This window comes from Sphingopyxis sp. Soil_C_28 (assembly GCF_057657055.1).
Window position 1 is genome coordinate 468,681 of sequence record NZ_JBDGJE010000003.1, and the last position, 19,333, is coordinate 488,013.

At 64.0% G+C, this 19,333-nt stretch carries 23 protein-coding genes; 14 read left to right on the plus strand and 9 right to left on the minus strand.

The window, feature by feature from the left end; genetic code table 11:
* Positions 1 to 57: 57 nt before the first annotated feature.
* Together AC3A43_RS15695 and cobT are read right to left on the minus strand one after the other, a co-directional pair.
* Positions 58 to 1,704, minus strand: coding sequence for an acetolactate synthase large subunit (locus AC3A43_RS15695; RefSeq protein ID WP_487793481.1), 1,647 nt, complete (start codon positions 1,702 to 1,704; stop codon positions 58 to 60).
* A gap of 172 nt (positions 1,705 to 1,876) precedes the next feature.
* A complete protein-coding gene (gene cobT, locus AC3A43_RS15700) occupies positions 1,877 to 3,700 on the minus strand; it encodes a cobaltochelatase subunit CobT (protein WP_487793482.1) in 1,824 nt (607 codons plus the stop codon).
* Between the two features lie 185 nt (positions 3,701 to 3,885).
* Here cobT and AC3A43_RS15705 point away from each other — a divergent pair, with 185 nt between their 5' ends.
* Positions 3,886 to 5,079 carry an MFS transporter gene (locus tag AC3A43_RS15705; RefSeq protein ID WP_487793483.1) on the plus strand — a complete coding sequence of 398 codons (1,194 nt, stop codon included), beginning with the start codon at positions 3,886 to 3,888 and terminating at the stop codon, positions 5,077 to 5,079.
* Entirely contained in the window at positions 5,076 to 5,207 is a 132-nt protein-coding gene (locus AC3A43_RS15710; RefSeq protein ID WP_487793484.1) for a hypothetical protein, read from the plus strand. Before AC3A43_RS15705 ends, AC3A43_RS15710 begins: the two co-directional genes overlap by 4 nt.
* Here AC3A43_RS15710 and AC3A43_RS15715 read toward each other — a convergent pair.
* The 4 genes from AC3A43_RS15715 to AC3A43_RS15730 all read right to left on the minus strand — a co-directional run bounded on the left by AC3A43_RS15715 (position 5,204) and on the right by AC3A43_RS15730 (position 8,420).
* Positions 5,204 to 6,394, minus strand: a complete 1,191-nt coding sequence (locus AC3A43_RS15715) for an alpha/beta hydrolase (protein WP_487793485.1) — start codon at positions 6,392 to 6,394, stop codon at positions 5,204 to 5,206. The two genes, AC3A43_RS15710 and AC3A43_RS15715, sit on opposite strands and share 4 nt — an antisense overlap.
* Positions 6,394 to 7,383, minus strand: coding sequence for a cobaltochelatase subunit CobS (gene cobS / locus AC3A43_RS15720; RefSeq protein ID WP_487793486.1), 990 nt, complete (start codon positions 7,381 to 7,383; stop codon positions 6,394 to 6,396). The genes AC3A43_RS15715 and cobS overlap by 1 nt, the downstream gene beginning before the upstream one ends.
* A 96-nt stretch (positions 7,384 to 7,479) precedes the next feature.
* A complete protein-coding gene (locus tag AC3A43_RS15725) occupies positions 7,480 to 7,917 on the minus strand; it encodes an ester cyclase (RefSeq protein WP_487793487.1) in 438 nt (145 codons plus the stop codon).
* Positions 7,918 to 7,928: 11 nt separating this feature from the next.
* The gene (locus AC3A43_RS15730) at positions 7,929 to 8,420 is read right to left on the minus strand and encodes a J domain-containing protein (protein WP_487793488.1); all 492 of its coding nucleotides are present in this window, start codon (positions 8,418 to 8,420) and stop codon (positions 7,929 to 7,931) included.
* A 179-nt stretch (positions 8,421 to 8,599) separates the two neighbouring features.
* Here AC3A43_RS15730 and AC3A43_RS15735 point away from each other — a divergent pair, with 179 nt between their 5' ends.
* The 7 genes from AC3A43_RS15735 (at position 8,600) to AC3A43_RS15765 (ending at position 12,852) form a co-directional block, all read left to right on the plus strand.
* Entirely contained in the window at positions 8,600 to 8,878 is a 279-nt protein-coding gene (locus AC3A43_RS15735; protein WP_487793489.1) for a BolA family protein, read from the plus strand.
* Complete coding sequence (locus AC3A43_RS15740) at positions 8,875 to 9,249, plus strand: cupin domain-containing protein (protein WP_487793490.1); 375 nt, start codon at positions 8,875 to 8,877, stop codon at positions 9,247 to 9,249. The genes AC3A43_RS15735 and AC3A43_RS15740 overlap by 4 nt, the downstream gene beginning before the upstream one ends.
* A gap of 2 nt (positions 9,250 to 9,251) precedes the next feature.
* Positions 9,252 to 10,133, plus strand: a complete 882-nt coding sequence (locus tag AC3A43_RS15745; protein WP_487793491.1) for a pirin family protein — start codon at positions 9,252 to 9,254, stop codon at positions 10,131 to 10,133.
* Positions 10,130 to 10,579 carry a hypothetical protein gene (locus tag AC3A43_RS15750; protein ID WP_487793492.1) on the plus strand — a complete coding sequence of 150 codons (450 nt, stop codon included), beginning with the start codon at positions 10,130 to 10,132 and terminating at the stop codon, positions 10,577 to 10,579. Before AC3A43_RS15745 ends, AC3A43_RS15750 begins: the two co-directional genes overlap by 4 nt.
* 93 nt (positions 10,580 to 10,672) lie before the next feature.
* A complete protein-coding gene (locus AC3A43_RS15755) occupies positions 10,673 to 11,596 on the plus strand; it encodes an alpha/beta fold hydrolase (RefSeq protein ID WP_487793493.1) in 924 nt (307 codons plus the stop codon).
* Between the two features lie 231 nt (positions 11,597 to 11,827).
* Complete coding sequence (locus tag AC3A43_RS15760) at positions 11,828 to 12,604, plus strand: helix-turn-helix domain-containing protein (protein ID WP_487793494.1); 777 nt, start codon at positions 11,828 to 11,830, stop codon at positions 12,602 to 12,604.
* Positions 12,605 to 12,606: 2 nt separating this feature from the next.
* Positions 12,607 to 12,852, plus strand: coding sequence for a hypothetical protein (locus tag AC3A43_RS15765; RefSeq protein ID WP_487793495.1), 246 nt, complete (start codon positions 12,607 to 12,609; stop codon positions 12,850 to 12,852).
* On the opposite strand, the gene AC3A43_RS15770 is transcribed toward AC3A43_RS15765, so the two are convergent.
* Positions 12,849 to 13,268, minus strand: coding sequence for a hypothetical protein (locus AC3A43_RS15770; RefSeq protein ID WP_487793782.1), 420 nt, complete (start codon positions 13,266 to 13,268; stop codon positions 12,849 to 12,851). The two genes, AC3A43_RS15765 and AC3A43_RS15770, sit on opposite strands and share 4 nt — an antisense overlap.
* On the opposite strand from AC3A43_RS15770, the gene AC3A43_RS15775 reads away from it, so the two are divergent.
* Positions 13,267 to 14,424 (plus strand): serine hydrolase domain-containing protein, encoded by a 1,158-nt coding sequence (locus AC3A43_RS15775; RefSeq protein WP_487793496.1) that lies wholly within the window; start codon positions 13,267 to 13,269, stop codon positions 14,422 to 14,424. The genes AC3A43_RS15770 and AC3A43_RS15775 overlap by 2 nt on opposite strands.
* Here the strand turns inward: AC3A43_RS15775 and AC3A43_RS15780 are convergent.
* Together AC3A43_RS15780 and pdxH are read right to left on the minus strand one after the other, a co-directional pair.
* Positions 14,419 to 15,240 (minus strand): PhzF family phenazine biosynthesis protein, encoded by an 822-nt coding sequence (locus tag AC3A43_RS15780; RefSeq protein WP_487793497.1) that lies wholly within the window; start codon positions 15,238 to 15,240, stop codon positions 14,419 to 14,421. The two genes, AC3A43_RS15775 and AC3A43_RS15780, sit on opposite strands and share 6 nt — an antisense overlap.
* On the minus strand, positions 15,237 to 15,815 hold the full coding sequence (pdxH, locus tag AC3A43_RS15785) for a pyridoxamine 5'-phosphate oxidase (RefSeq protein ID WP_487793498.1): 579 nt from the start codon (positions 15,813 to 15,815) through the stop codon (positions 15,237 to 15,239). The genes AC3A43_RS15780 and pdxH overlap by 4 nt, the downstream gene beginning before the upstream one ends.
* Positions 15,816 to 15,948: 133 nt before the next feature.
* On the opposite strand from pdxH, the gene AC3A43_RS15790 reads away from it, so the two are divergent.
* From AC3A43_RS15790 to AC3A43_RS15805, 4 genes are read left to right on the plus strand one after another with little or no spacing between them, the layout of a single operon-like run.
* Entirely contained in the window at positions 15,949 to 16,884 is a 936-nt protein-coding gene (locus tag AC3A43_RS15790; RefSeq protein ID WP_487793499.1) for a DnaJ C-terminal domain-containing protein, read from the plus strand.
* 3 nt (positions 16,885 to 16,887) lie between these two features.
* Positions 16,888 to 17,979, plus strand: coding sequence for a YihY/virulence factor BrkB family protein (locus tag AC3A43_RS15795; protein WP_487793500.1), 1,092 nt, complete (start codon positions 16,888 to 16,890; stop codon positions 17,977 to 17,979).
* Positions 17,980 to 17,981: 2 nt separating this feature from the next.
* The gene (gene fabI, locus AC3A43_RS15800) at positions 17,982 to 18,809 is read left to right on the plus strand and encodes an enoyl-ACP reductase FabI (RefSeq protein ID WP_487793501.1); all 828 of its coding nucleotides are present in this window, start codon (positions 17,982 to 17,984) and stop codon (positions 18,807 to 18,809) included.
* Complete coding sequence (locus AC3A43_RS15805) at positions 18,802 to 19,332, plus strand: GNAT family N-acetyltransferase (RefSeq protein WP_487793502.1); 531 nt, start codon at positions 18,802 to 18,804, stop codon at positions 19,330 to 19,332. The genes fabI and AC3A43_RS15805 overlap by 8 nt, the downstream gene beginning before the upstream one ends.
* Position 19,333 lies beyond the last annotated feature (1 nt).

Here is a 19,333-nt window from a genome sequence, read left to right on the forward strand (position 1 = left end):
CGGGACCCAGTGCGGGATATAGGACCCCGGCTTTCGCCGGGGTAGAGATTTCAAAGATTACAGCTCCTTCGACAGCCGCTTGATATCGTTATTCAAAATCTGGTCATTCTCCGAATAATCGACCGGGCAGTCGATCAGATGCACGCCGGGCGTATCACGCGTGTGGGCCAGCAATTCCTTCAGATGCGCCGCGCTCTCGACGCGATGTCCATGCGCGCCATAGGCCTCGGCATATTTGACGAAATCGGGATTGCCATAGGTCAGCCCCCAATCCTTGAAGCCCATGTTCGCCTGTTTCCAGCGGATCATGCCATAGCTGTTGTCGTTGAGAATCAGCACGGTGATGTTGAGCCCGAGGCGAACCGCGGTCTCCATCTCCTGGCTGTTCATCATGAAACCGCCGTCGCCGCAGATCGCCATGACCTTGCGCCCCGGATACACCATCGCCGACATCATCGCGCTGGGCAGCCCCGCGCCCATCGTCGCGAGCGCATTGTCGAGCAGCACAGTGTTCGGGCGATAAGCCGTATAACCGCGCGCGAACCAGATTTTATAGACGCCATTGTCGAGGCAGATGATCCCGTCGTCGGGCATCGCATCGCGGACCGACTGAACCAGATGCGGCGGGAAAATCGGGAAGCGCGCGTCCTTGGCCAGCGGCGCGGTATGGTCGACCTCGCCCTTGCGATAGGCGAGCAGATGGTCGAACTTCCAGCTCCCGTTCGGGACGATGTCCTCTTTTATCTGCCAAACGGCATTGGCGATGTCGCCGATCACCTCGATATCGGGGAAATAGACCGGATCGACTTCGGCGGTCTTGCTCGACACATGGATCACGGTCGGGCCGCCGCGCTGCATGAAGAAGGGCGGCTTCTCGATCACGTCATGGCCAAGGTTGACGATGCAGTCCGATGCTTCGACCGCGCGGTGGACGAAATCGCCCGACGACAGCGCTGCGCAGCCGAGGAATTTCGGATGGCGTTCGTCGATCACGCCCTTGCCGAGCTGTGTGGTCAGAAAGGGGATTCCGGTCTTTTCGATGAACTGCAGCAGCATGCGGCCGGTCATCGTGCGGTTCGCGCCCGCGCCGATGACGAGGACGGGCGAGGTCGCTTCCTCGAGCGCCTTCACCGCCTCGCGGATCGATTTCACATCGGCGGTCGGCCGGCGGACATGGCTGCGCTTCAGCGGCAGGCTGTCGGTATGCTCGTCGGCGATATCCTCGGGCAGCTCGATATGCACCGCGCCGGGCTTTTCCTCCTCGGCAAGGCGAAAGGCTTCGCGCACGCGGCTCGGAATATTGTCCGACGAGGCCATCTGGTGCGTGAATTTGGTGATCGGTCCCATCATCGCGACGACGTCGAGGATCTGGAAGCGGCCCTGCTTCGATTTCTTGATCGGTTTCTGACCCGTGATCATCATCATCGGCATCCCGCCCAGCTGCGCATAGGCGGCCGCGGTGACGAAATTGGTCGCGCCGGGCCCCAATGTCGCAAGGCACACCCCGGTCTTGCCGGTATGACGACCATAGGTCGCTGCCATGAAGCCCGCGCCCTGTTCGTGCCGCGTCAGGATCAGCTTGATCTTGGTCGAGCGCGACAGGCTGTCGAGGAAATCCAGATTCTCTTCGCCCGGAACGCCGAAAATATATTCGACGCCTTCTTCTTCCAGACATTCGATGAACAGGTCGGATGCTTTTTTCATGCGTAGTCGCCCCCTCAGCCACGCACCCCATCGGTGCGGCCCCAAGTCATGCCGGCGACCCCTCAGCATAATGTCGGTGCAACGGCTCTCGTCGTCAGGCCGCGAGTCCCTGCTGCACCGGGAAGGGTTTGTAACGAGGGGCAAAGGGCTTGTCACCCCGACCGCTTCAGGATCAGTCGATGTCGAACAATCCCGCGAGCTGTTCGACCATTGTGCCACCCAATTGTTCGGCGTCCATGATCGTCACCGCGCGGCTATAATAGCGCGTGACATCGTGCCCGATGCCGATCGCGCACAGTTCGACGGGCGAGCGATTCTCGATCCAGTCGATCACCTGACGCAGATGCTGGTCCAGATAGGCGCCGTGATTGACCGATAGCGTGCTGTCGTCGACCGGCGCGCCGTCGGAGATCACCATCAATATCTTGCGTTCCTCGGGACGGCCGATGATGCGGCTGTGCGCCCATGTCAGCGCCTCGCCGTCGATATTTTCTTTCAGCAGCCCTTCGCGCATCATCAGCCCGAGCGACTTGCGCGCGCGGCGATAGGGTTCGTCCGCGGGCTTGTAGATGATGTGGCGCAGGTCGTTAAGACGACCGGGATGCGCGGGGCGGCCGGCGGCTAGCCAGTCCTCGCGGCTCTGTCCGCCCTTCCACGTCCGCGTCGTGAAACCCAGGATCTCGGTCTTCACGCCGCAGCGCTCGAGCGTGCGCGCAAGGATGTCGGCGCTGATCGCGGCGATGCTGATCGGCCGCCCGCGCATCGACCCGCTATTGTCGATCAGCAAGGTCACGACGGTGTCGCGGAAATCGGTATCGCGCTCGATCTTGTACGACAGCGACTGGCCAGGCGACACGATAACGCGCGCAAGCCGTGCAGCGTCGAGCTGGCCTTCTTCCTGATCGAAATCCCACGCGCGATTCTGCTGCGCCATCAGGCGGCGCTGGAGGCGGTTGGCGAGCTTGGTCACCGCGCCCTGCAGATGCTGCATCTGCGTGTCGAGATAGGCGCGCAGCCGCGTCAGCTCGTCGGCATCGCACAGCTCGGTCGCGAGGATGATCTCATCATGCTTTTCGGTGAAGCGCAGATAGTTGAAATCGGGGATGTCGCTCGGCAGGCGGTTGGGGCGCACGGGCAACATGCCCTCGTCGCCTTCGCCGCCCATTTCGGGTTCGCCGTCGGCCTCCATTTCCTGCGCATCGGGGTCGCTGTCGCCGTCGTCAGCCTGGTCGCCTGCCATTTCGGCGCGCGCATCGACCTGCGATTCGCCGGCGCCGCCGTCCTCGCTATCCTGTTCTTCCTGGCTTTCATCGGCCTCGGATTCGTCTTCCTCGCCGCCGTCCTCGGCGCCTTCTTCCATCGGCTCGTCGCTCTGGATCAGGTCGAGGTGTCGCAGCGCCAGCTTCGCGGTTTCGGCAAAGGCGGTCTGATCGTCGAGCAACATCGACAGCGCGGTCAAATCGCCGCCCGCCTCATTGTTGATCCATTCGCGTACCAGCGACAGGCCCGTCTCGGTGCCCTGCGGCGCCTGCTCGCCGGTCAGCGCCTCGCGCAGCATCAGCTCGAGCGCGCTCGAAATCGGCACATCCTCGCGGCCTTGCGCGCGGCTGATCGGATCGCTGCGCATCCGCATCGCAAGGCTGGCGGACAGGTTGCTGCGCATCCCGTCCATGTGCCGCGCGCCGAGCGCCTCGATCCGCGCGCGCTCCATCGCGTCGAACGCGGCGGCGGCGAGCGGTTCGGCCGGACGCGCGGCGGCGTGCAATTTCTCGCTGTGATGCTTCATGCGCAGCGCATAGCTGTCGGCAAAGCCGCGCGCTTCGGCGACCTGATCGGCGGGCAGGGTGCGCGACGGGGTCGGCACCTTGATCGCCTTGCCGATCTGCGCTGGCGCGTCCGCGGTGAAACCCACCTCGACCTCGGCATCGCGGGTCACCGCGCGCGCGACGCTCGACAGCGCGGCCTTGAAATCGTCGAGGGGAGATTGGGAAGACATTTCGAGTCGGCTCTAACCAGCTTTTGCCGTTGAAGGATAGAGTGTCGCGCGGCCCTTTTCAATCGTCGCCCCGGACGTGATCCGGGTGACGAAAGAGGGGATGAATGGCGCGATAGCGAAGCTCGCTTGACCTCTCGCAGCCGGAAGAGCATCCGCCGCATATGTCCTCCCCCATCATATCTCCCATGAAAAAGCCGTGGGTCGTCATCGCCTGCGCAGCGTTCATCGTCACGCTGGCGATGGGCGTGCGCCAGTCGTTCGGCCTGTTCTTGCCGCAGATGAGCGTCGATATCGGCATCAGCCGCTCGGACTTCGGCCTCGCGATGGCGCTCCAGAACCTGCTCTTCGGCCTCGTCCAGCCTTTCGTCGGGGCGCTTGCCGACAAGCATGGCGCAGGGCGCGTCGTGCTCGGCGGCGCGCTGCTCTATGCGCTCGGATTGATCGGCGCGGCGTTTGCGACCGATGCGATCGGGTTGCATATCAGCTTTGGCCTGCTGATCGGCATGGCGCAGTCGGCAACGACCTTCGTCGTCGTGCTCGGCGCGGTTGGCCGCGTCGTCAGCCCCGAAAAGCGCAGCAGCGCGTTCGGGATCGTCACCGCAGGCGGCTCGCTCGGCCAGTTCCTCGTCGTGCCGCTGGCGTCGATGCTGCTCGGCGATATCGGCTATCATCACACGCTGTGGATCATGGCTGGCCTCGTCGCGCTGTGCGGGCTGCTCGCCATCGGTGTCTCGGGGCGCACCGATACGCCCGGGACGCTCGCGATCGAAGAACAGACGGCGCGCGAAGCCTTGCACGAAGCGGCCGTGCATCGCGGCTATTGGCTGCTGAACGCGGGATTTTTCGTCTGCGGCTTTCACATCGCCTTCATCGCGACGCATCTTCCGGCCTATCTCGACGACAAGGGCCTCGGCATCGAAATCGGGGCACAGGTGCTTGCGCTCGTCGGGCTGTTCAATATTCTTGGCTCATATGTGTTCGGACGTGCGGGCGATTTCCTGCGGCAGAAATATATACTCTCTGCGCTCTACACCGCGCGCTCGGCGGTCATCGCGCTTTTCCTGTTCCTGCCATTGAGTCACGCGAGCGCGCTCGTCTTTGCCGGCGCGATGGGCTTTTTATGGTTGGGCACGGTGCCGCTGACCAGCGGGATCGTCGGGCGCATCTTCGGCATCCGTCATCTCTCGATGCTCTATGGCATCGTGTTCCTGAGCCACCAGCTCGGCAGCTTCTTCGGCGCCTATACGGCCGGCCTGATATTCGACGCGACCGGCAGCTATAATATCGCGTGGGGCTTCTCGATCGCGCTCGGGCTGTTCGCGGGGCTCGTCCACCTGCCGATCGGCGACGCGCCCGTCAAACGGCTGCAGCCGGCATGAGGCTTGCGCGGCAGGACGGGATCGCGCTGGCGCTGTTCGGTCTGATCGCGGCCGGCGGACTGTGGCTGTGGACGGGCGAGGGGCCGGTCGTCTGGCTCACCAACTTTGCGATCATGTGCGGCTTTTAGGGCGCTGGCACTTCGGGAATGCGGTTGCAAATCGCCGCATCGTCGGGCTTCGGGTCGGCCGGATCGGGGAGCAGCCTGAAGACATGCGCGAGCTGCGTCGCCGTGCGCTCGGGCCGTGTCCGCTTGCCCGCGACGACATCGACGAAATCGCGGCACGCGACCGCGCTGCGCAGGAAATTGCTATGGCCCGTGGTCGTCCGCGAAACATCGGTGGTGTCGACTATAGTCAACCCCGAAACCGCGGTGGCATAGCAGCGGACCGGCAGTCCCTTGGCCTTAAGATCCGCGGCCTCGAAGGGGTTGAAGCAATAGGGCGAACCAAGGCGCGGGTAGCCGTGCAGCGCGCGCGATGCCGCGAGCGCCTTGTCGGCGTGCGACACATAAACGGTGATCCGCCGATTGTTCGCGACGCGCCGCGCCGACAGCACTTCCTCCTCGATATCGCGCTCGAAGGTTTCACGATCGATATCGGGCGAAGCGAGGATCACATTGGAAATATTGCTGCTGTCGGCACTACTCGACGTGCGGTCGACATAGGCGATGGCGGGGATCACCAGCCGCGCGCCCAGCGAGTGCGACACGACGACGATTTCCTTGACCCATGGCCGTTCCGCAAGTGTTTTCAGGAAATCGCGGAAATTGCGGACGTCGTGATACATGTTGGTTTCGTCGACGGCATAGCTCAGCACTTCGCCCTGAGACGGCCAGCTATATTCGATCACCGGCCCGGTAAAGCCCGTCATCCGCGCGATCTGCGCCGCATCCTTCGAAGTCGTCTCGAACGTCTCGCGATAGCCATGGACGTAGAGCAGGACGCGGCCCTGTCTTTTGTCGGTTTCGGCCTGCAAGGCTTTCCACCAGTCGCCCGATTCCTGAAACGCCATCGGGGTGCGCAGCTTCTTCTTCTTGCCGACTTCGATTTCGCGCGGGGCAGCAAAATGGCCATAGCGAATCTTGTCGCCGCGATGGCGGAGCAGGACGATGTCGTCGGTGCGGCAATCGGGCAGGCGGCTCGTCGCGAAGAAATAGGGCATCGCTTCGCCGTCCACCGTTGCGCCCGGCTGCGCGGCGCAGCGCGGGTCGGCGACATAGTCGGCGTGGCGGACCGGGCCATAATCGACCGCCGCGATGCTGCAACCCGACAGGGCCAATGCCGCGCACGCCACCGGCAGGCGGCGCATCGACATCACTTTCCGACCACGCTTTCGGGCAGGTCTTCGCCGAACACGCGCTGATAATATTCGGCGACGATCATCCGCTCGGCCTCGTCGCATTTGTTGAGGAAGGTCAGGCGGAAAGCGAAGCCGATATTGTTGAATATCGCGGTATTCTGCGCCCAGCTGATCACCGTGCGCGGCGACATTACGGTCGAGATATCCCCGTTGATAAAGCCCTGACGCGTCAGGTCGGCGACCTTGACCATATTGGCGACGGTCGTGTCGTTGGTGTCCGGCACCTTCGCAAGAATGATCGCGCTTTCAGTCGCGGCGGGCAGATAGTTCAGCGTGACGACGATGTTCCAGCGGTCCATCTGGCCCTGGTTGATCTGCTGCGTGCCGTGATAGAGACCGCTCGTATCGCCGAGCCCGACGGTGTTGGCGGTCGAAAACAGGCGGAAATAGGGGTTCGGGCGGATCACCCGGTTCTGGTCGAGCAGGGTCAGCTTGCCCTCGGTCTCCAGCACGCGCTGGATCACGAACATCACGTCGGGGCGGCCGGCGTCATATTCGTCGAAGACGAGCGCGGTCGGGGTTTGCAGCGCCCAGGGGAGCAGCCCTTCGCGAAATTCGGTGACCTGCTGGCCGTCACGCAGAACGATCGCGTCGCGGCCGACCAGGTCGATGCGGCTGATATGCGCGTCGAGATTGACGCGGATGCACGGCCATTTGAGGCGCGCCGCAACCTGTTCGATATGCGTCGATTTGCCGGTGCCATGATAGCCCTGCACCATCACGCGGCGATTATATTTGAAGCCCGCGAGGATCGCGAGCGTCGTGTCGCCGTCAAAGACATAGGCGGGATCGAGGTCGGGAACGCGTTCGTCGGCTTCGCTGAACGCGGGAACCTTCATGTCGATGTTGACCCCGAACACCTCGCGCGCATCGATCTCGACATCGGGCGCCGAAAGGAGCGTCGATCCGTGATGGTCGGGAAGGCTGTTCGGGATATCGGTCATGTCACAAGGTCCAGCGAAACGATAAGGGGAGAGTCGCCGGTTCCCCGGCGCTTCGCCGTCGCGGTATCGCCATGGGTTGCGGCTTGCAACGCCTTTTCAGAGCAGGCCGAGCGCCTTCATCACGGCCGACTGGTCGTAATAGGGCCGTTCGCAGACGATCTTGTCGCTGCCGGGCGCAAATTCGAAACTGGCGGCCATACGAATGCGGAACGCCTTGCCGGTAGGCTCGATCGTGCGCGGTCCAAGCTTCAGCGGGCCGAGATGTGTGCCAGTGAGCCAGAATTCGACCAGCACCGTGTCGGTCGCTGTGTCGGCGGCGATCGCAATGACTTCGTTCGCCTGATCCGGAAAGGGTTCGCGCGACGCGGCAAAATAGGATCGCACTGCGGTCTCGCCATCGAAGACCGTTCCCGGACCCAGCAATTCATATCGCGGATGGTCAAAGGTCGCGATCACGCCGTCCCAGTCGTGCGTAATTTCCAGCGCCATGTGGCGGCGGACCACGTCGATTCTTGTCTCGTTCAGGTCGGTCATCGCACGTCTCCCTATGCGAACGACTTTGTCTTGCGGAGCAGCTGGTACGCCGCGACGACTTCGCCCAGCCGCGACTCGAAACTGCGGTCGCCGCCGTTGCGGTCGGGATGATAGCGCCGAACGAGCTCGCTGTAACGCCGCCGCAGCGCCGCGCGGTCGGCATCGGCGGGCAGGGCGAGCAATTGCATCGCGGCATGTTCCTCGCGCGACAGGCCGGGGTTTGCCGCTTCGCGCCGCGCTTCGTCCATCCGCTGGCGGAACCGGGCGCCGAGCGCGTCGATCGGATCCCTGAAATCGGCCCAGCGCGGCGGCAGGTCGGCGCTGCCTGCGGCGCGGAACGTACGGCTTTCGGTTTCCCAGCCCGCGGTCGGCGACTGCGCTTCGATGATCTGGTCGGCGCTCATGCCTTCGAAGAAATTGTAACCCGCGTTGAATTCGCGCACATGGTCGAGGCAGAGCCAGCGATATTGCGGCGGCCCGTCGGGCGATCGCGTCCACGACATCGGCGCGCGAAATTCGCCCGGCTCGCGGCATCCGGGCGCAGCGCAGGATTCCTCACGGGGAACGCGGCCGTGAAAACGGGAGGGGCGGGACGGAGACGGCAAAACAGGCTTTCGGAATCGGGGAATCTGACTTCGGGGAGGCCTTATAATTTGGCGACGAAGCGCTTATGGTCAACCCCATGAGCAACAAAGGTCCCGCACAGCAAGAAATGGAAAGCCTGCTTCGTGCAGCCTTTCCCGACGCAAACTTCACCCTGAACAACGACAGCGCCAGCCATCATGGCCACGCCGGCGACGACGGCAGCGGCGAATCGCACTTCAGCCTGACGATCGAATGGGCGGGCTTTGCCGACCTGAACCGTGTCGCGCGGCAACGCGCGGTGAACAAGGCGCTCGGCGACCTGCCGGGGCAGCGCGTCCACGCGCTCGCGATCAAGGCGACCGCACCGGGAGAATGACGATGCCGGACAAGGTCAACCTCGCCGCCGCCTTCGCGACCTTCCACGATCACTGGAACCCCCGCGTCGCGGGCGACATCAACAATTTCCAGGTCAAGCTGGTGAAGTTCGACGGCAAGTTCGACTGGCATCATCATGATCATGAGGATGAATTGTTCCTCGTCGTCGCGGGGCGGATGAGGATGGGGCTGCGCACCGGCGACGTGGTCGTCGAACCCGGCGAATTCATCATCGTACCGCACGGCACCGAACATTGCCCCGAGGCGCTGGACGGCGAATGTCAGGTGCTGCTGCTCGAACCCAATTCGACGCTCAACACCGGCAATGTCGAAAGTGAAAAGACGCGCAAAGCGCTGGAAAGACTGGACTGACCATGGACATCATCACCCCCTCGACCCATGATCTCGGCGCTTTCGAAGTGCGCCGGACGCTGCCGAACAAGGCGCGGACGATGGTCGGCCCGTTCATCTTCGTCGACCAGTTCGGTCCTGCGCATTTCGACATCGGGCGCGGCATGGACGTGCGTCCGCACCCGCATATCAATCTCGCGACGGTCACCTATCTGTTCGAAGGCGCGATCGACCATCGCGACAGCCTTGGCACCCTCGCGACGATCCGACCGGGGGCGTGCAATCTGATGACCGCGGGCAGCGGCATCGTCCATTCGGAGCGCACCCCCGCCGCAGAGCGCGCGACCGGATCGGGCATTTCGGGAATGCAGACCTGGCTCGCGCTGCCCGATGGCAAGGAAGAGATCGATGCGGCGTTCGAACATGTCGCGAAGGACGACCTGCCGTTGATCGAGGATGGGGGTGTATCGGCGCGCGTGATTATGGGCAGCCTGTGGGGGGCGACGTCGCCGATCACGCAGCATGCCGCGACCATCTATGCCGACATATTGATGAACGCCGGCGCGTCGATCCCGATCGAGGCCGAAGCCGATGAGCGCGCGGTGCTGGTAGCGCTCGGCGACGCCAGTCTCGATGGCGAGGCGCTCGACCGTTACAGCCTCTATATATTGAAGCCGGGGCAGGCGATGACGCTGCGCGCCACGACCGACGCGCGCGTGATGCTGCTCGGCGGCGAGGCGTTCAAGACGCCGCGCCACGTCTGGTGGAATTTCGTGAGTTCCAGCCGCGATCGCATCAATCAGGCGAAGCACGACTGGAAAGAACGCAAATTCCCGCTCGTTCCCGGCGACAACGAGGAGTTTATCCCGATCCCCGAAGTGCCGAAGACGGTCAGCTATCCGTGAGTATCCTGCTCGCGCTGGCGCTCGCGGCAACGCCCGAACCCGTCTTCGCGTGCAGTTTCGGCGCCAAGCAGCTGACGGTGACACAGCAGGGCGATGCACTCGTCTATCGTTATGGCACGAAGGCGAGGACTGAACTCAGCATCGTCGCCGATGCGCCGGGCAACCGCGTCTTCTATCACCGCACCCTCTATGCGCGTGCCGAGGACCAGACGCTGCGCTTCGTCAGCGGCGCGTATAATTATGTCGTCTACGCCCACTGGTCGGCGCCCAGCCTGGGGACGACCGAGGAAAGCAGCACCGGCGAATTCTACTATGGTGGTCTGACCGTGCTGCGCGGCGAAACCGAACTGACCTCGCGTCGTTGTCGCAGTGGCGGCGACATGCGCGAATGGCCGATCTTCAAGACGCTGCCGCAGGACGAAACCAACCTGACCCCGCCGGAATGAGCGGCCCGTCATGTGTTGCAGCTTGCCAGTCGTAACGATCCCAGCCAAATTGGTTTTGAAAAGAAACCAAACGAGCCCTTGGGAGCAATGTCAATGATCGGCGATTTCGAACAACAGCGCGTGAAGCTATCGACCGGGGTCGAACTCGACGTCGTCGACGTCGGCCCGCGCGATGCGCCGGTCCTGATCTTCCTCCACGGCTTCCCCGAATCGCATCGTACCTGGCGTTACCAGTTGCCGCATTTCGCGACCCGCTTCCGCTGCATCGCGCCCGACCAGCGCGGCTATCGCGGATCGTCGAAGCCGCAGGATGCCGAATCCTATACGCCCGACAAGCTGATCGCCGATATCTTCGCGCTCGCCGATGCGCTCGGCGTCGGTGAGTTCACGATCGTCGGCCACGATTGGGGCGGGGCGATCGCGTGGGGCGTTGCGCTCGGCGGCCAGCCGGGCGGGCTCCATCCTGCATGGGCAGGCCGCGTGACGCGCGCGGTGATCGCCAACGCGCCGCACCCCGGCATCTTCCAGCGCCTGCTGGCGGTCAACGCGGAGCAGCGCGCCGCGAGTCAATATATCCGCACCTTTCGCGATCCCGCGAGCGATGCAATCATCGAGGAGCATGGCATCGCCGGTATTCTGGCGCATGCCTTTGAAGGACGCGTCCCAAGCGGCGGGATTCAGCCGCCCGAGGAGATCGCCCGGCTGCTCAAGGATTGGGAAGACCGCGACACTTGCCGCGCGATGATCAACTGGTATCGCGGCTCGACCGCTGTGGTTCCCGCGATGGACGAGCCCTATGACGAACCAGCCTCTACGCCCTTTCCGAAACTCAACATCCCGACGCTGGTAATCTGGGCGCTCGACGATGTTGCGCTGCCGGTATGCAATCTCGACGGGATGGAAGAGGTGGTGCCCGGGGTGACGATCGTCGAAGTTCCCGATTGCGGTCATTTCGTGCCGTGGGACGCACCCGACGCGGTCAATCTGGCGATGGATGAATTCCTCGGCGAACAATGAATTAAGGCCCCAGCTTTGCCTAAAAAAAGTGGCGGGCGGCGATCGCGCCGCCCGCCTTGGGGGGGGTCTGTTTATGCGTGTCTGGGGCACGCGAATTTAGTCTCGCCCACACCTCTTTTGTCTCGGCTGCGACTAAGGCCGAGCACTTTGGGTAGGGCGATTTAACCATAGAATTAGGGAATATAGCAGGCTTTCACATTTTCCCATTCTTGCCATACTCATGCGATGGAAGTGGGAGGACTCAGGGTCGCCTCGATCGTTGACCGGATCGATGGACCGTCGAGCTGGACGATCGAACGCGATGTCCATGCGCTGATCCTCTATGAGGCGGGAAGCTATCACTGGCTCGAAACCTGGCAGGGCGATCAGCGGACGTCGCTCGGCGATCCGCTCCCCGGCGAAATGTGGCTGGTGCCTGCCGGTCGTACCTATCGCGGCGCGGCGAAGGGCGGCGCGGTCCGCACGATCGAGGTCGAAATCCCGACATCGCTGCTGACGGTCGCACCCGACACGCGCCCGCTGGCGGCGCATCACGATCTGACGCTGGCGGCGCTCGTCCGTGCACTACACGCCGGCGATGCGGCGGCCGCCGACCCGCTGGTCGCGATTCTCGCCAAGACGCTCGACGGGATGGTGGGGCGTCCGGAATCGCCCGCGATCGCGCAGCGCATCAACGATCTGATGGCCTTCATCCAGACCCAGCTCGAAGTGTCGCTGACAGTCGAGGATATGGCGGCCGAGGCGGGCATGTCGGTGAACAGCCTGATCGTCCACTTCGCCCGCGTGACCGGACGCACGCCGGCGCAATATGTGCTGCGCCAGCGACTGCGCCACGCCTGCTGGTTCCTGATGAACCGCCCACTGTCGATTGCCGAAATCGCCTTCGCGACCGGTTTTTCGAGCCATGCGCATCTTTGCGCGATCTTCCGACGCAAGATCGGCATGTCGCCCGGCGAGTGGCGCCGCCGCCATCGATCGGCTATCCTTCCGGCGGACGGGGAGGAATAGCAATGTCACATACGATGATCATGCTGCTGGCCGGGCTCGCGTTGCTGCTCGTCCTTCGCCTGACGATCAGGGATGCAGCGCGCGCGACGCGCCTTTTTCTCGCCGCGTGGCTGGTCGTGACGATCTGCAATCTGCTCGTGGGCGTACTCCATGCGGGTTACGGCTGGGCCGAAGAGGCAGCAATCGCATTGCTCGTGTTCGGAATACCCGCCGCGGTCGCGCTCGCGGTCCGACGCTTCTCGCGTTAATTCTCGGGCCGCAGCAAACAGCCGCTCGCCCCCGCATAGCGCGCGCTGCGCGAGGCGAGCAGCGGCACGCTGCCGGTAACGGTCTTCGTGGCCGGATCTTCGCTCAGCGAGACCATCTCCATCCCCGGTTCGAAATCGCTCTGGCAGCTATCGAGGCTGCGACCCTGCACATATCGGCACGAACAGCCGACGCGCGCGGCATAGGCCGAGCCGAGCTCGGCCTGCGCCTTGAACGACGGAAATTTCCAGATCGCGAAGATCGCGAACAGCATGCCCAGCGCGATCGCCCACGGCAGGCAGCCGCCCCAACGGCTCGGTTTCTTCGGCGGAAGCACGGGCTTCGCGGGCGGCGGCGCGGCCATCGGCGTCTCGCCCGTTGTCGGCCCGGTCGGATTGATGTTATTCACTTGATCCATGATCACGAAAAAAAGGCTACTGGCAAGTGCCGCCCTCGCGGCGCTCGGCGCCTGGTCGCTGAGCCATGCGGCCGGGCAGGGCAATCTGGCGCCCGCTTCGCCCGCGCCTAAATTCGGCGCGTCGCTCGATGGCGTCGCGGCGGTCGACACGCCCCCGCCGCTCCCCGCGCTTCCCGCCGCGATCCGCGCCCGCGCCGATGCGCTGTTCACCGATGCCGAAGAGGTGGGGCAAACGCGCGCGCTCTATGTGCTGCGCGACGGCGAGCCGATCTACGAACGCTACGCCGCCGGCTTTGGCCCCGAATCGAAGCTGATCAGCTGGTCGATGGCGAAAAGCATCACCGCGGTGCTCACCGGCTTCCTCGTCGCCGATGGGCAATTGTCGCTCGACGGGCCGGCGCCGGTCGCGGCGTGGCAGCGCAGCGGCGATCCGCGCGGCACGATTACGCTGCGGAGCCTCCTCCACATGTCCTCGGGGCTCGAGCATGTCGAAAACGGCGATCCGGTGTGGCAGGGCGATACCGTCGCGATGCTGTTCGGCGGCGGCGCCGCGGACATGGCGGGCTTTGCCGAAGCCAAGCCCGCCGCAGCGCAGCCCGACGAGGTGTTCAACTATAGCTCGGCGACCAGCGTGATCCTGTCGGACATCATCGCCGACACGCTCACTCCGTCGCAAAACCCCGACGCGCGGCGCGGTGCGATGCGCGATTTCATCGGCGGCCGGCTGATCGAGCCGCTCGGGATGACCAGCCTCACCCCCGAATATGACGCGAAGGGCACAATGATCGGCGGATCGATCATGCACGCGACCGCGCGCGACTATGCCAGGTTCGGCGAATTTCTGCGCAACCATGGCGTCGTGAACGGTCAGCGGCTGCTTCCCGAAACCTGGATGAAATTCATGCTGTCGCCCTCCGCGAACGATGCGGGATATGGCGGGCATATCTGGCTCAATCGCAAGCGGCCCGCGGGCGTCACCCCGGCGCTATGGCCCGATCGCGGCCCGAACGACTTGTTCGCGTGCATCGGCCATCAGGGGCAATATATCATCGTCTCGCCGTCGCAGCGGCTGACGATAGTGCGGCTGGGCGTCACCAACGATGACCAGTTTCCCGCGCTGCGCCGGCACCTTGCCGACCTGACGGCGGCTTTATAGCAGAAAATCGCCGACCAGCGTCGTGACGCAGGTCCCGGTCAGTTCGACCATGTCGCCGTCGAGGCGGCAACCGACATGGCCGCCGCGCTCGCTCGCCTGATAGGCTGCGAAACGGTCGCGCCCCAGCCTTACTGTCCAATAAGGCGTCAGCACGCTGTGCGCCGATCCGGTGACCGGATCCTCGTCGATCCCGGCGCCGGGGGCAAAGGCGCGGCTGACGACCTCGGCACCCGACGGATCGCCGGCGCCCGGCGCGGTCGCGATATAAAGGGTGTCGCCGCCCTCTTCCAGCGCGCGCAGATCGGGCGTCAGCGCGCGGACGCTCGCCGCGTCGCGATAGGCGATCAGCGCATAGCCGCCATCGTGCCACATCGTCTCGACCGGATCGCCGCCGAGTGCGCGGACGATGTCGGGCATTGCTTTCGGCGCGGGGGTATAGGCGGGCAGCGCCATCTTATAGCCTTCGTCGTCGCCGTTCCGCGCGACGCGCAAGATGCCGGCCTTGCGGGTCCGGAATGTCATGTCGTTCCGCCACTGCGCGGCCGATAGCAGCGCATGCCCGCTCGCCAGTGTCGCATGACCGCACAGTGCGACCTCCACACTTGGGGTAAACCAGCGCAGCTCATAATCGGCCTCGCCGCTTTCGTCGGGGATCAGGAAGGCGGTTTCGGCGAGGTTATTCTCGGCTGCGATCGCCTGCAGCACAGCATCGTCGAGCCATTCCTCTAGCGGCATGACCGCGGCCGGGTTGCCCGTGAAGGGACGGTCGGCAAAGGCATCGACCTGGGTGATCGGCAGACGGCGGGGTGCGCTCATGGATAAAGCAATCCTGTGGACCAGCCGTCGCCGGTGCGGGTAAAGACGGTGCGCTCGTGCAGGCGATGCGCACGATCCTGCCAGAACTCGATAGCCGAAGGATTAACGCGCCAGCCCGACCAGCGCGGCGGCCGCGGCACATCCTGTCCTGCGAACTTTTCTTCCATCGCGGCAAAGCGCGCCTCGAACGTCGCGCGGTCGGCGAGCGGTCGCGACTGGTCGCTTGCCCATGCGCCCAGCTGGCTGTCGCGGCTGCGCGTAGCGAAATAGGCGTCGGCTACACTGTCGTCGACCGGCGTCACGGCGCCTTCGATGCGAATCTGCCGCCGCAGCGATTTCCAGTGAAAGAGCAGCGCGACGTGGCGGTTCGCCGCAAGTTCGCCACCCTTGCGGCTGTCAAGGTTGGTGTAAAAGATGAAGCCGTCGGGCCCATGGCCCTTCAACAGCACCATGCGCAGCGACGGGTGGCCGTCGGGCGTCGTCGTCGCCAGCGCCATCGCATTGGCGTCGTTGGGCTCGCTCGTCCGCGCCTCGGCGAACCAGCTATCGAACAGGTCAAAGGGGTCGGCTGTCATGCGCGGGGTCATAATGCGCCGCGGGCTTATGGTCGAGCGGCATCTATGGAACTTGACCGTTTCGCGGGACATTACCACATCGTCGCGCAATCGGGCCTTCACGGTCAGCCACTTATCGGGTTACAGGAGCAAAATGGCCGATCCCTATTCCACCCTGGGCGTTGCGAAGACTGCAAGCGAAGCGGAGATCAAATCCGCGTATCGCAAGCTCGCCAAGGAACTGCACCCCGACAAGAACAAGGATAACCCGAAGGCGTCGGAGAAATTCTCCGAAGCCGCGAGGGCGTATGACCTGTTGTCGGACAAGACGAAGCGCGCGCAGTTCGATCGCGGAGAGATCGATGGCGAGGGCAATCCCGCGATGCCCTATGGCTATGGCGGCGGCGGTTTCCGCGGCGATCAGCGCACGAGCCCGGGCGGTTTCAGCGGTTTCGGAAACGAAAGCGCCGATTTCGGTGATATTTTCGAAGGTCTTTTCGGCGGTCGTGGTGGTGGCAATGCTGGCGGCGGACCGTTCGGCGGTTTCGGCGGGCGCAGCGCGCCGCCGCAAAAGGGCGCCAATGTCGCCTATCGCCTGTCGGTCTCCTTCATCGATGCCGCGACACAGGCGCCACAGCGCATCGCACTCGCCGACGGCGCGACGATCGACCTGAAACTTCCCGCCGGGGTCGAGACCGGCACCCAGATGCGCCTCGCCGGCAAGGGGCAGGCGGGGCCGGGCGGTAACGGCGACGGCATTGTGACGATCACGGTCAAGGATCACCCCTTTTACGAGCGCGAGGGCGCGAACATCCGGCTCGACCTGCCGGTGACGTTGAACGAGGCGGTCAAGGGCGCGAAAATCAAGGTGCCGACCGTCGACGGCCCGGTGATGCTCTCGATCCCCGCGGGTTCCTCTTCGGGCAAGGTTATGCGCCTCAAGGGCAAGGGTTTCAGCCAGAAAGGCGGCAGCCGCGGCGACCAGCTGGTGCGGCTGATGGTCGATCTGCCCGCCGACGACGACGCGCTGGTCAAGCTGCTCAGCGAATGGACCGATCCGCGCGACGTGCGGGCGGAGCTCGGCGTGTGATGCGTGGCTGACGCCACACCCCCCCGCCAAGCGTCAGCCGACGCGGCCGCTATCGACATACTGGCGCGCGAGGTTGCCATCGAGGTCGATCAGGAGTTTCTGGCCGGCGGACATTCGCCGCACTCGCCCGAGGCGCGTGCCGAGCGCGCCAAGCGTTTCGAACTTCGCGCCCATACGAAGGGCCTCCTCCATCGCGGTCGGGAAACGCTTGGTCCGGGAACGCGTGCTTTCAAGATCATGCGCCGCGTCGTCGTGGGCACCTATACTGACGGCTTCATCCACGCGGGCAATCTCGCCTATCTCGCGCTGATTGCGCTCTTCCCCTTCTTCATCCTGCTCGCCGCCGCCTTCTCGATCTTCGGCGGCAGCGTTGGCGGCGAGGCGGCGATCGAGGCGGTCTTCTCGACGATGCCGCCGACAGTCGCAAAGGCGCTCGCAGGGCCGATCCGCGAAGTCATGACTGCGCGCACCGGCATCTTTCTGTGGCTCGGCGCGCTCGTTGCGCTGTGGACCGTCGGCAGCCTGATCGAAACGGTGCGCGACATCTTGCGCCGCGCCTATGGTACGCATTTCAGCAAGGGTTTCTTCCACTACCGCCTGCTGTCGATCGGCATCATCACCGGCGCGGTCGTGCTGATGCTGCTGTCGTTCAGCATGCAGGTGCTGATCGTCGGGATCGAACAATTCGTCACCCGCGTGCTGCCCGAACAGTTTCAGGCGTGGGGCGTGGTCGCGATCTCGCGCGGGGTCTCCGGCGCCGGCCTGTTCCTCGCGATCTATATGCTCTTCTACAGCCTGACGCCCTCCAAATATCGGCGAAAACAATTCCCCAAATGGCCCGGCGCGTTGTTCACGACCCTGTGGTGGATGGGGGTCACGCTTGCGCTGCCGCCGCTGCTCGCCAGCCTGCTCAGCTATGACGCAACCTACGGCAGCCTCGCGGGTGTGATGGTCGCGCTCTTCTTTTTCTACCTTGTCGGATTGGGTATGGTGATGGGCGCCGAACTCAATGCCGCTTTGGTAGAGGTTGAGGATTTGGGCCATGACGCTATTGGGCGCGTCGACGACGTAATTATAGAAAAGACCGGAGAATAAGAATGACGGGTCTGATGACTGGCAAGCGCGGGCTGATTATGGGCCTCGCAAACGACAAATCGCTTGCATGGGGCATCGCGAAGGCGCTGCACGCGCACGGCGCCGAACTGGCGATTTCCTATCAGGGCGACGTGATGCTGAAGCGCGTCAAACCGCTCGCCGACGAACTCGGGTGCGATTTCCTGATCGATTGCGACGTGTCCGACATGGATAATCTCGATGCCGCGTTCGCCACGCTCTCGGCGCGCTGGCCGACGATCGACTTCGTCGTCCATGCTATCGGCTATACCAATAAGGAGGCGCTGCGCGGCCATTATGCCGATGTGACGCTCGAAGACTTCCTGATGACGATGAATATCAGCGTCTACAGCTTCACCGCGGTCGCCAAGCGCGCCGCCTCGATGATGACGCCGGTCGACCCCGAAACGGGCAAGGGTGGCGGCTCGATGCTGACCCTCAGCTATTATGGCGCCGAAAAGGTGATCCCGCACTATAACGTCATGGGCGTTGCCAAGTCGGCGCTCGAAACCAGCGTCAAATATCTCGCGAACGATTATGGCCCGCAGGGCGTGCGCGTGAACGCGATCTCGGCGGGTCCGATCAAGACGCTGGCGGCATCGGGCATCGGCGATTTCCGCCTGATCCTGAAATGGAACGAGCATAACGCCCCGCTGCGCCGCAACGTCACCATTGATGACGTTGGTGGTTCGGCGCTCTATCTGCTCAGCGATCTTGCGAGCGGCGTCACCGGCGAAACGCACCATGTCGACGCGGGCTATCACACCGTCGGCATGAAACAGGAAGACGCCCCGGACATCGCGCTTGTCTGATGGGCTCGTCATCCGCGCCGCAACGGCGGCGGATGCCGATGCAATCGATGCCATTCATCGCGCCGCCTTCGCCGGGACCGAATATGGGTATCAGGGCGAGGCGGAGCTGGTGCGGATGATCGAAGAAGATTGCGATACGCTGGTGTCGCTCGTCGCCGGGCAGGGCGGCGACATTGTCGGGCATGTCCTGTTCAGCCGCATGGATGTCGAGGCCGACGATAAAGCGATACCGGCGGCAGGGCTCGCGCCGGTGGCGGCTTTGCCCAAAAAACAGGGACAAGGTATCGGCGACGCCCTGATCCGGGCCGGGCTGGACGTGCTGCGCGCGCAGGGCGTGGCAATCAGCTTCGTCCTTGGGCACGAAGAATATTATCCCCGCTTCGGCTATTCGCCCGAGCTTGCGGCGCGTTTCGCATCGCCCTTTGCCGGTCCGCATTTCATGGCAATGATGCTGGACTCGGGCGCGGCTTGGCCGCTAGGCGGACGGGCGGATTACGCACCCGCGTTCGGCCGGATGGGATAGG

What these genes read in the sequence shown, in the direction of transcription:
- AC3A43_RS15695 (WP_487793481.1), bottom strand. Translation starts at nt 1,704, where the DNA reads ATGAAAAAAGCATCCGACCTGTTCATCGAATGTCTGGAAGAAGAAGGC.
- cobT (WP_487793482.1), bottom strand. Translation starts at nt 3,700, where the DNA reads ATGTCTTCCCAATCTCCCCTCGACGATTTCAAGGCCGCGCTGTCGAGC.
- AC3A43_RS15705 (WP_487793483.1), top strand. Translation starts at nt 3,886, where the DNA reads ATGAAAAAGCCGTGGGTCGTCATCGCCTGCGCAGCGTTCATCGTCACG.
- AC3A43_RS15710 (WP_487793484.1), top strand. Translation starts at nt 5,076, where the DNA reads ATGAGGCTTGCGCGGCAGGACGGGATCGCGCTGGCGCTGTTCGGTCTG.
- AC3A43_RS15715 (WP_487793485.1), bottom strand. Translation starts at nt 6,394, where the DNA reads ATGTCGATGCGCCGCCTGCCGGTGGCGTGCGCGGCATTGGCCCTGTCG.
- cobS (WP_487793486.1), bottom strand. Translation starts at nt 7,383, where the DNA reads ATGACCGATATCCCGAACAGCCTTCCCGACCATCACGGATCGACGCTC.
- AC3A43_RS15725 (WP_487793487.1), bottom strand. Translation starts at nt 7,917, where the DNA reads ATGACCGACCTGAACGAGACAAGAATCGACGTGGTCCGCCGCCACATG.
- AC3A43_RS15730 (WP_487793488.1), bottom strand. Translation starts at nt 8,420, where the DNA reads ATGTCGTGGACGCGATCGCCCGACGGGCCGCCGCAATATCGCTGGCTC.
- AC3A43_RS15735 (WP_487793489.1), top strand. Translation starts at nt 8,600, where the DNA reads ATGAGCAACAAAGGTCCCGCACAGCAAGAAATGGAAAGCCTGCTTCGT.
- AC3A43_RS15740 (WP_487793490.1), top strand. Translation starts at nt 8,875, where the DNA reads ATGACGATGCCGGACAAGGTCAACCTCGCCGCCGCCTTCGCGACCTTC.
- AC3A43_RS15745 (WP_487793491.1), top strand. Translation starts at nt 9,252, where the DNA reads ATGGACATCATCACCCCCTCGACCCATGATCTCGGCGCTTTCGAAGTG.
- AC3A43_RS15755 (WP_487793493.1), top strand. Translation starts at nt 10,673, where the DNA reads ATGATCGGCGATTTCGAACAACAGCGCGTGAAGCTATCGACCGGGGTC.
- AC3A43_RS15765 (WP_487793495.1), top strand. Translation starts at nt 12,607, where the DNA reads ATGTCACATACGATGATCATGCTGCTGGCCGGGCTCGCGTTGCTGCTC.
- AC3A43_RS15775 (WP_487793496.1), top strand. Translation starts at nt 13,267, where the DNA reads ATGATCACGAAAAAAAGGCTACTGGCAAGTGCCGCCCTCGCGGCGCTC.
- AC3A43_RS15770 (WP_487793782.1), bottom strand. Translation starts at nt 13,268, where the DNA reads ATGGATCAAGTGAATAACATCAATCCGACCGGGCCGACAACGGGCGAG.
- AC3A43_RS15780 (WP_487793497.1), bottom strand. Translation starts at nt 15,240, where the DNA reads ATGAGCGCACCCCGCCGTCTGCCGATCACCCAGGTCGATGCCTTTGCC.
- pdxH (WP_487793498.1), bottom strand. Translation starts at nt 15,815, where the DNA reads ATGACAGCCGACCCCTTTGACCTGTTCGATAGCTGGTTCGCCGAGGCG.
- AC3A43_RS15790 (WP_487793499.1), top strand. Translation starts at nt 15,949, where the DNA reads ATGGCCGATCCCTATTCCACCCTGGGCGTTGCGAAGACTGCAAGCGAA.
- fabI (WP_487793501.1), top strand. Translation starts at nt 17,982, where the DNA reads ATGACGGGTCTGATGACTGGCAAGCGCGGGCTGATTATGGGCCTCGCA.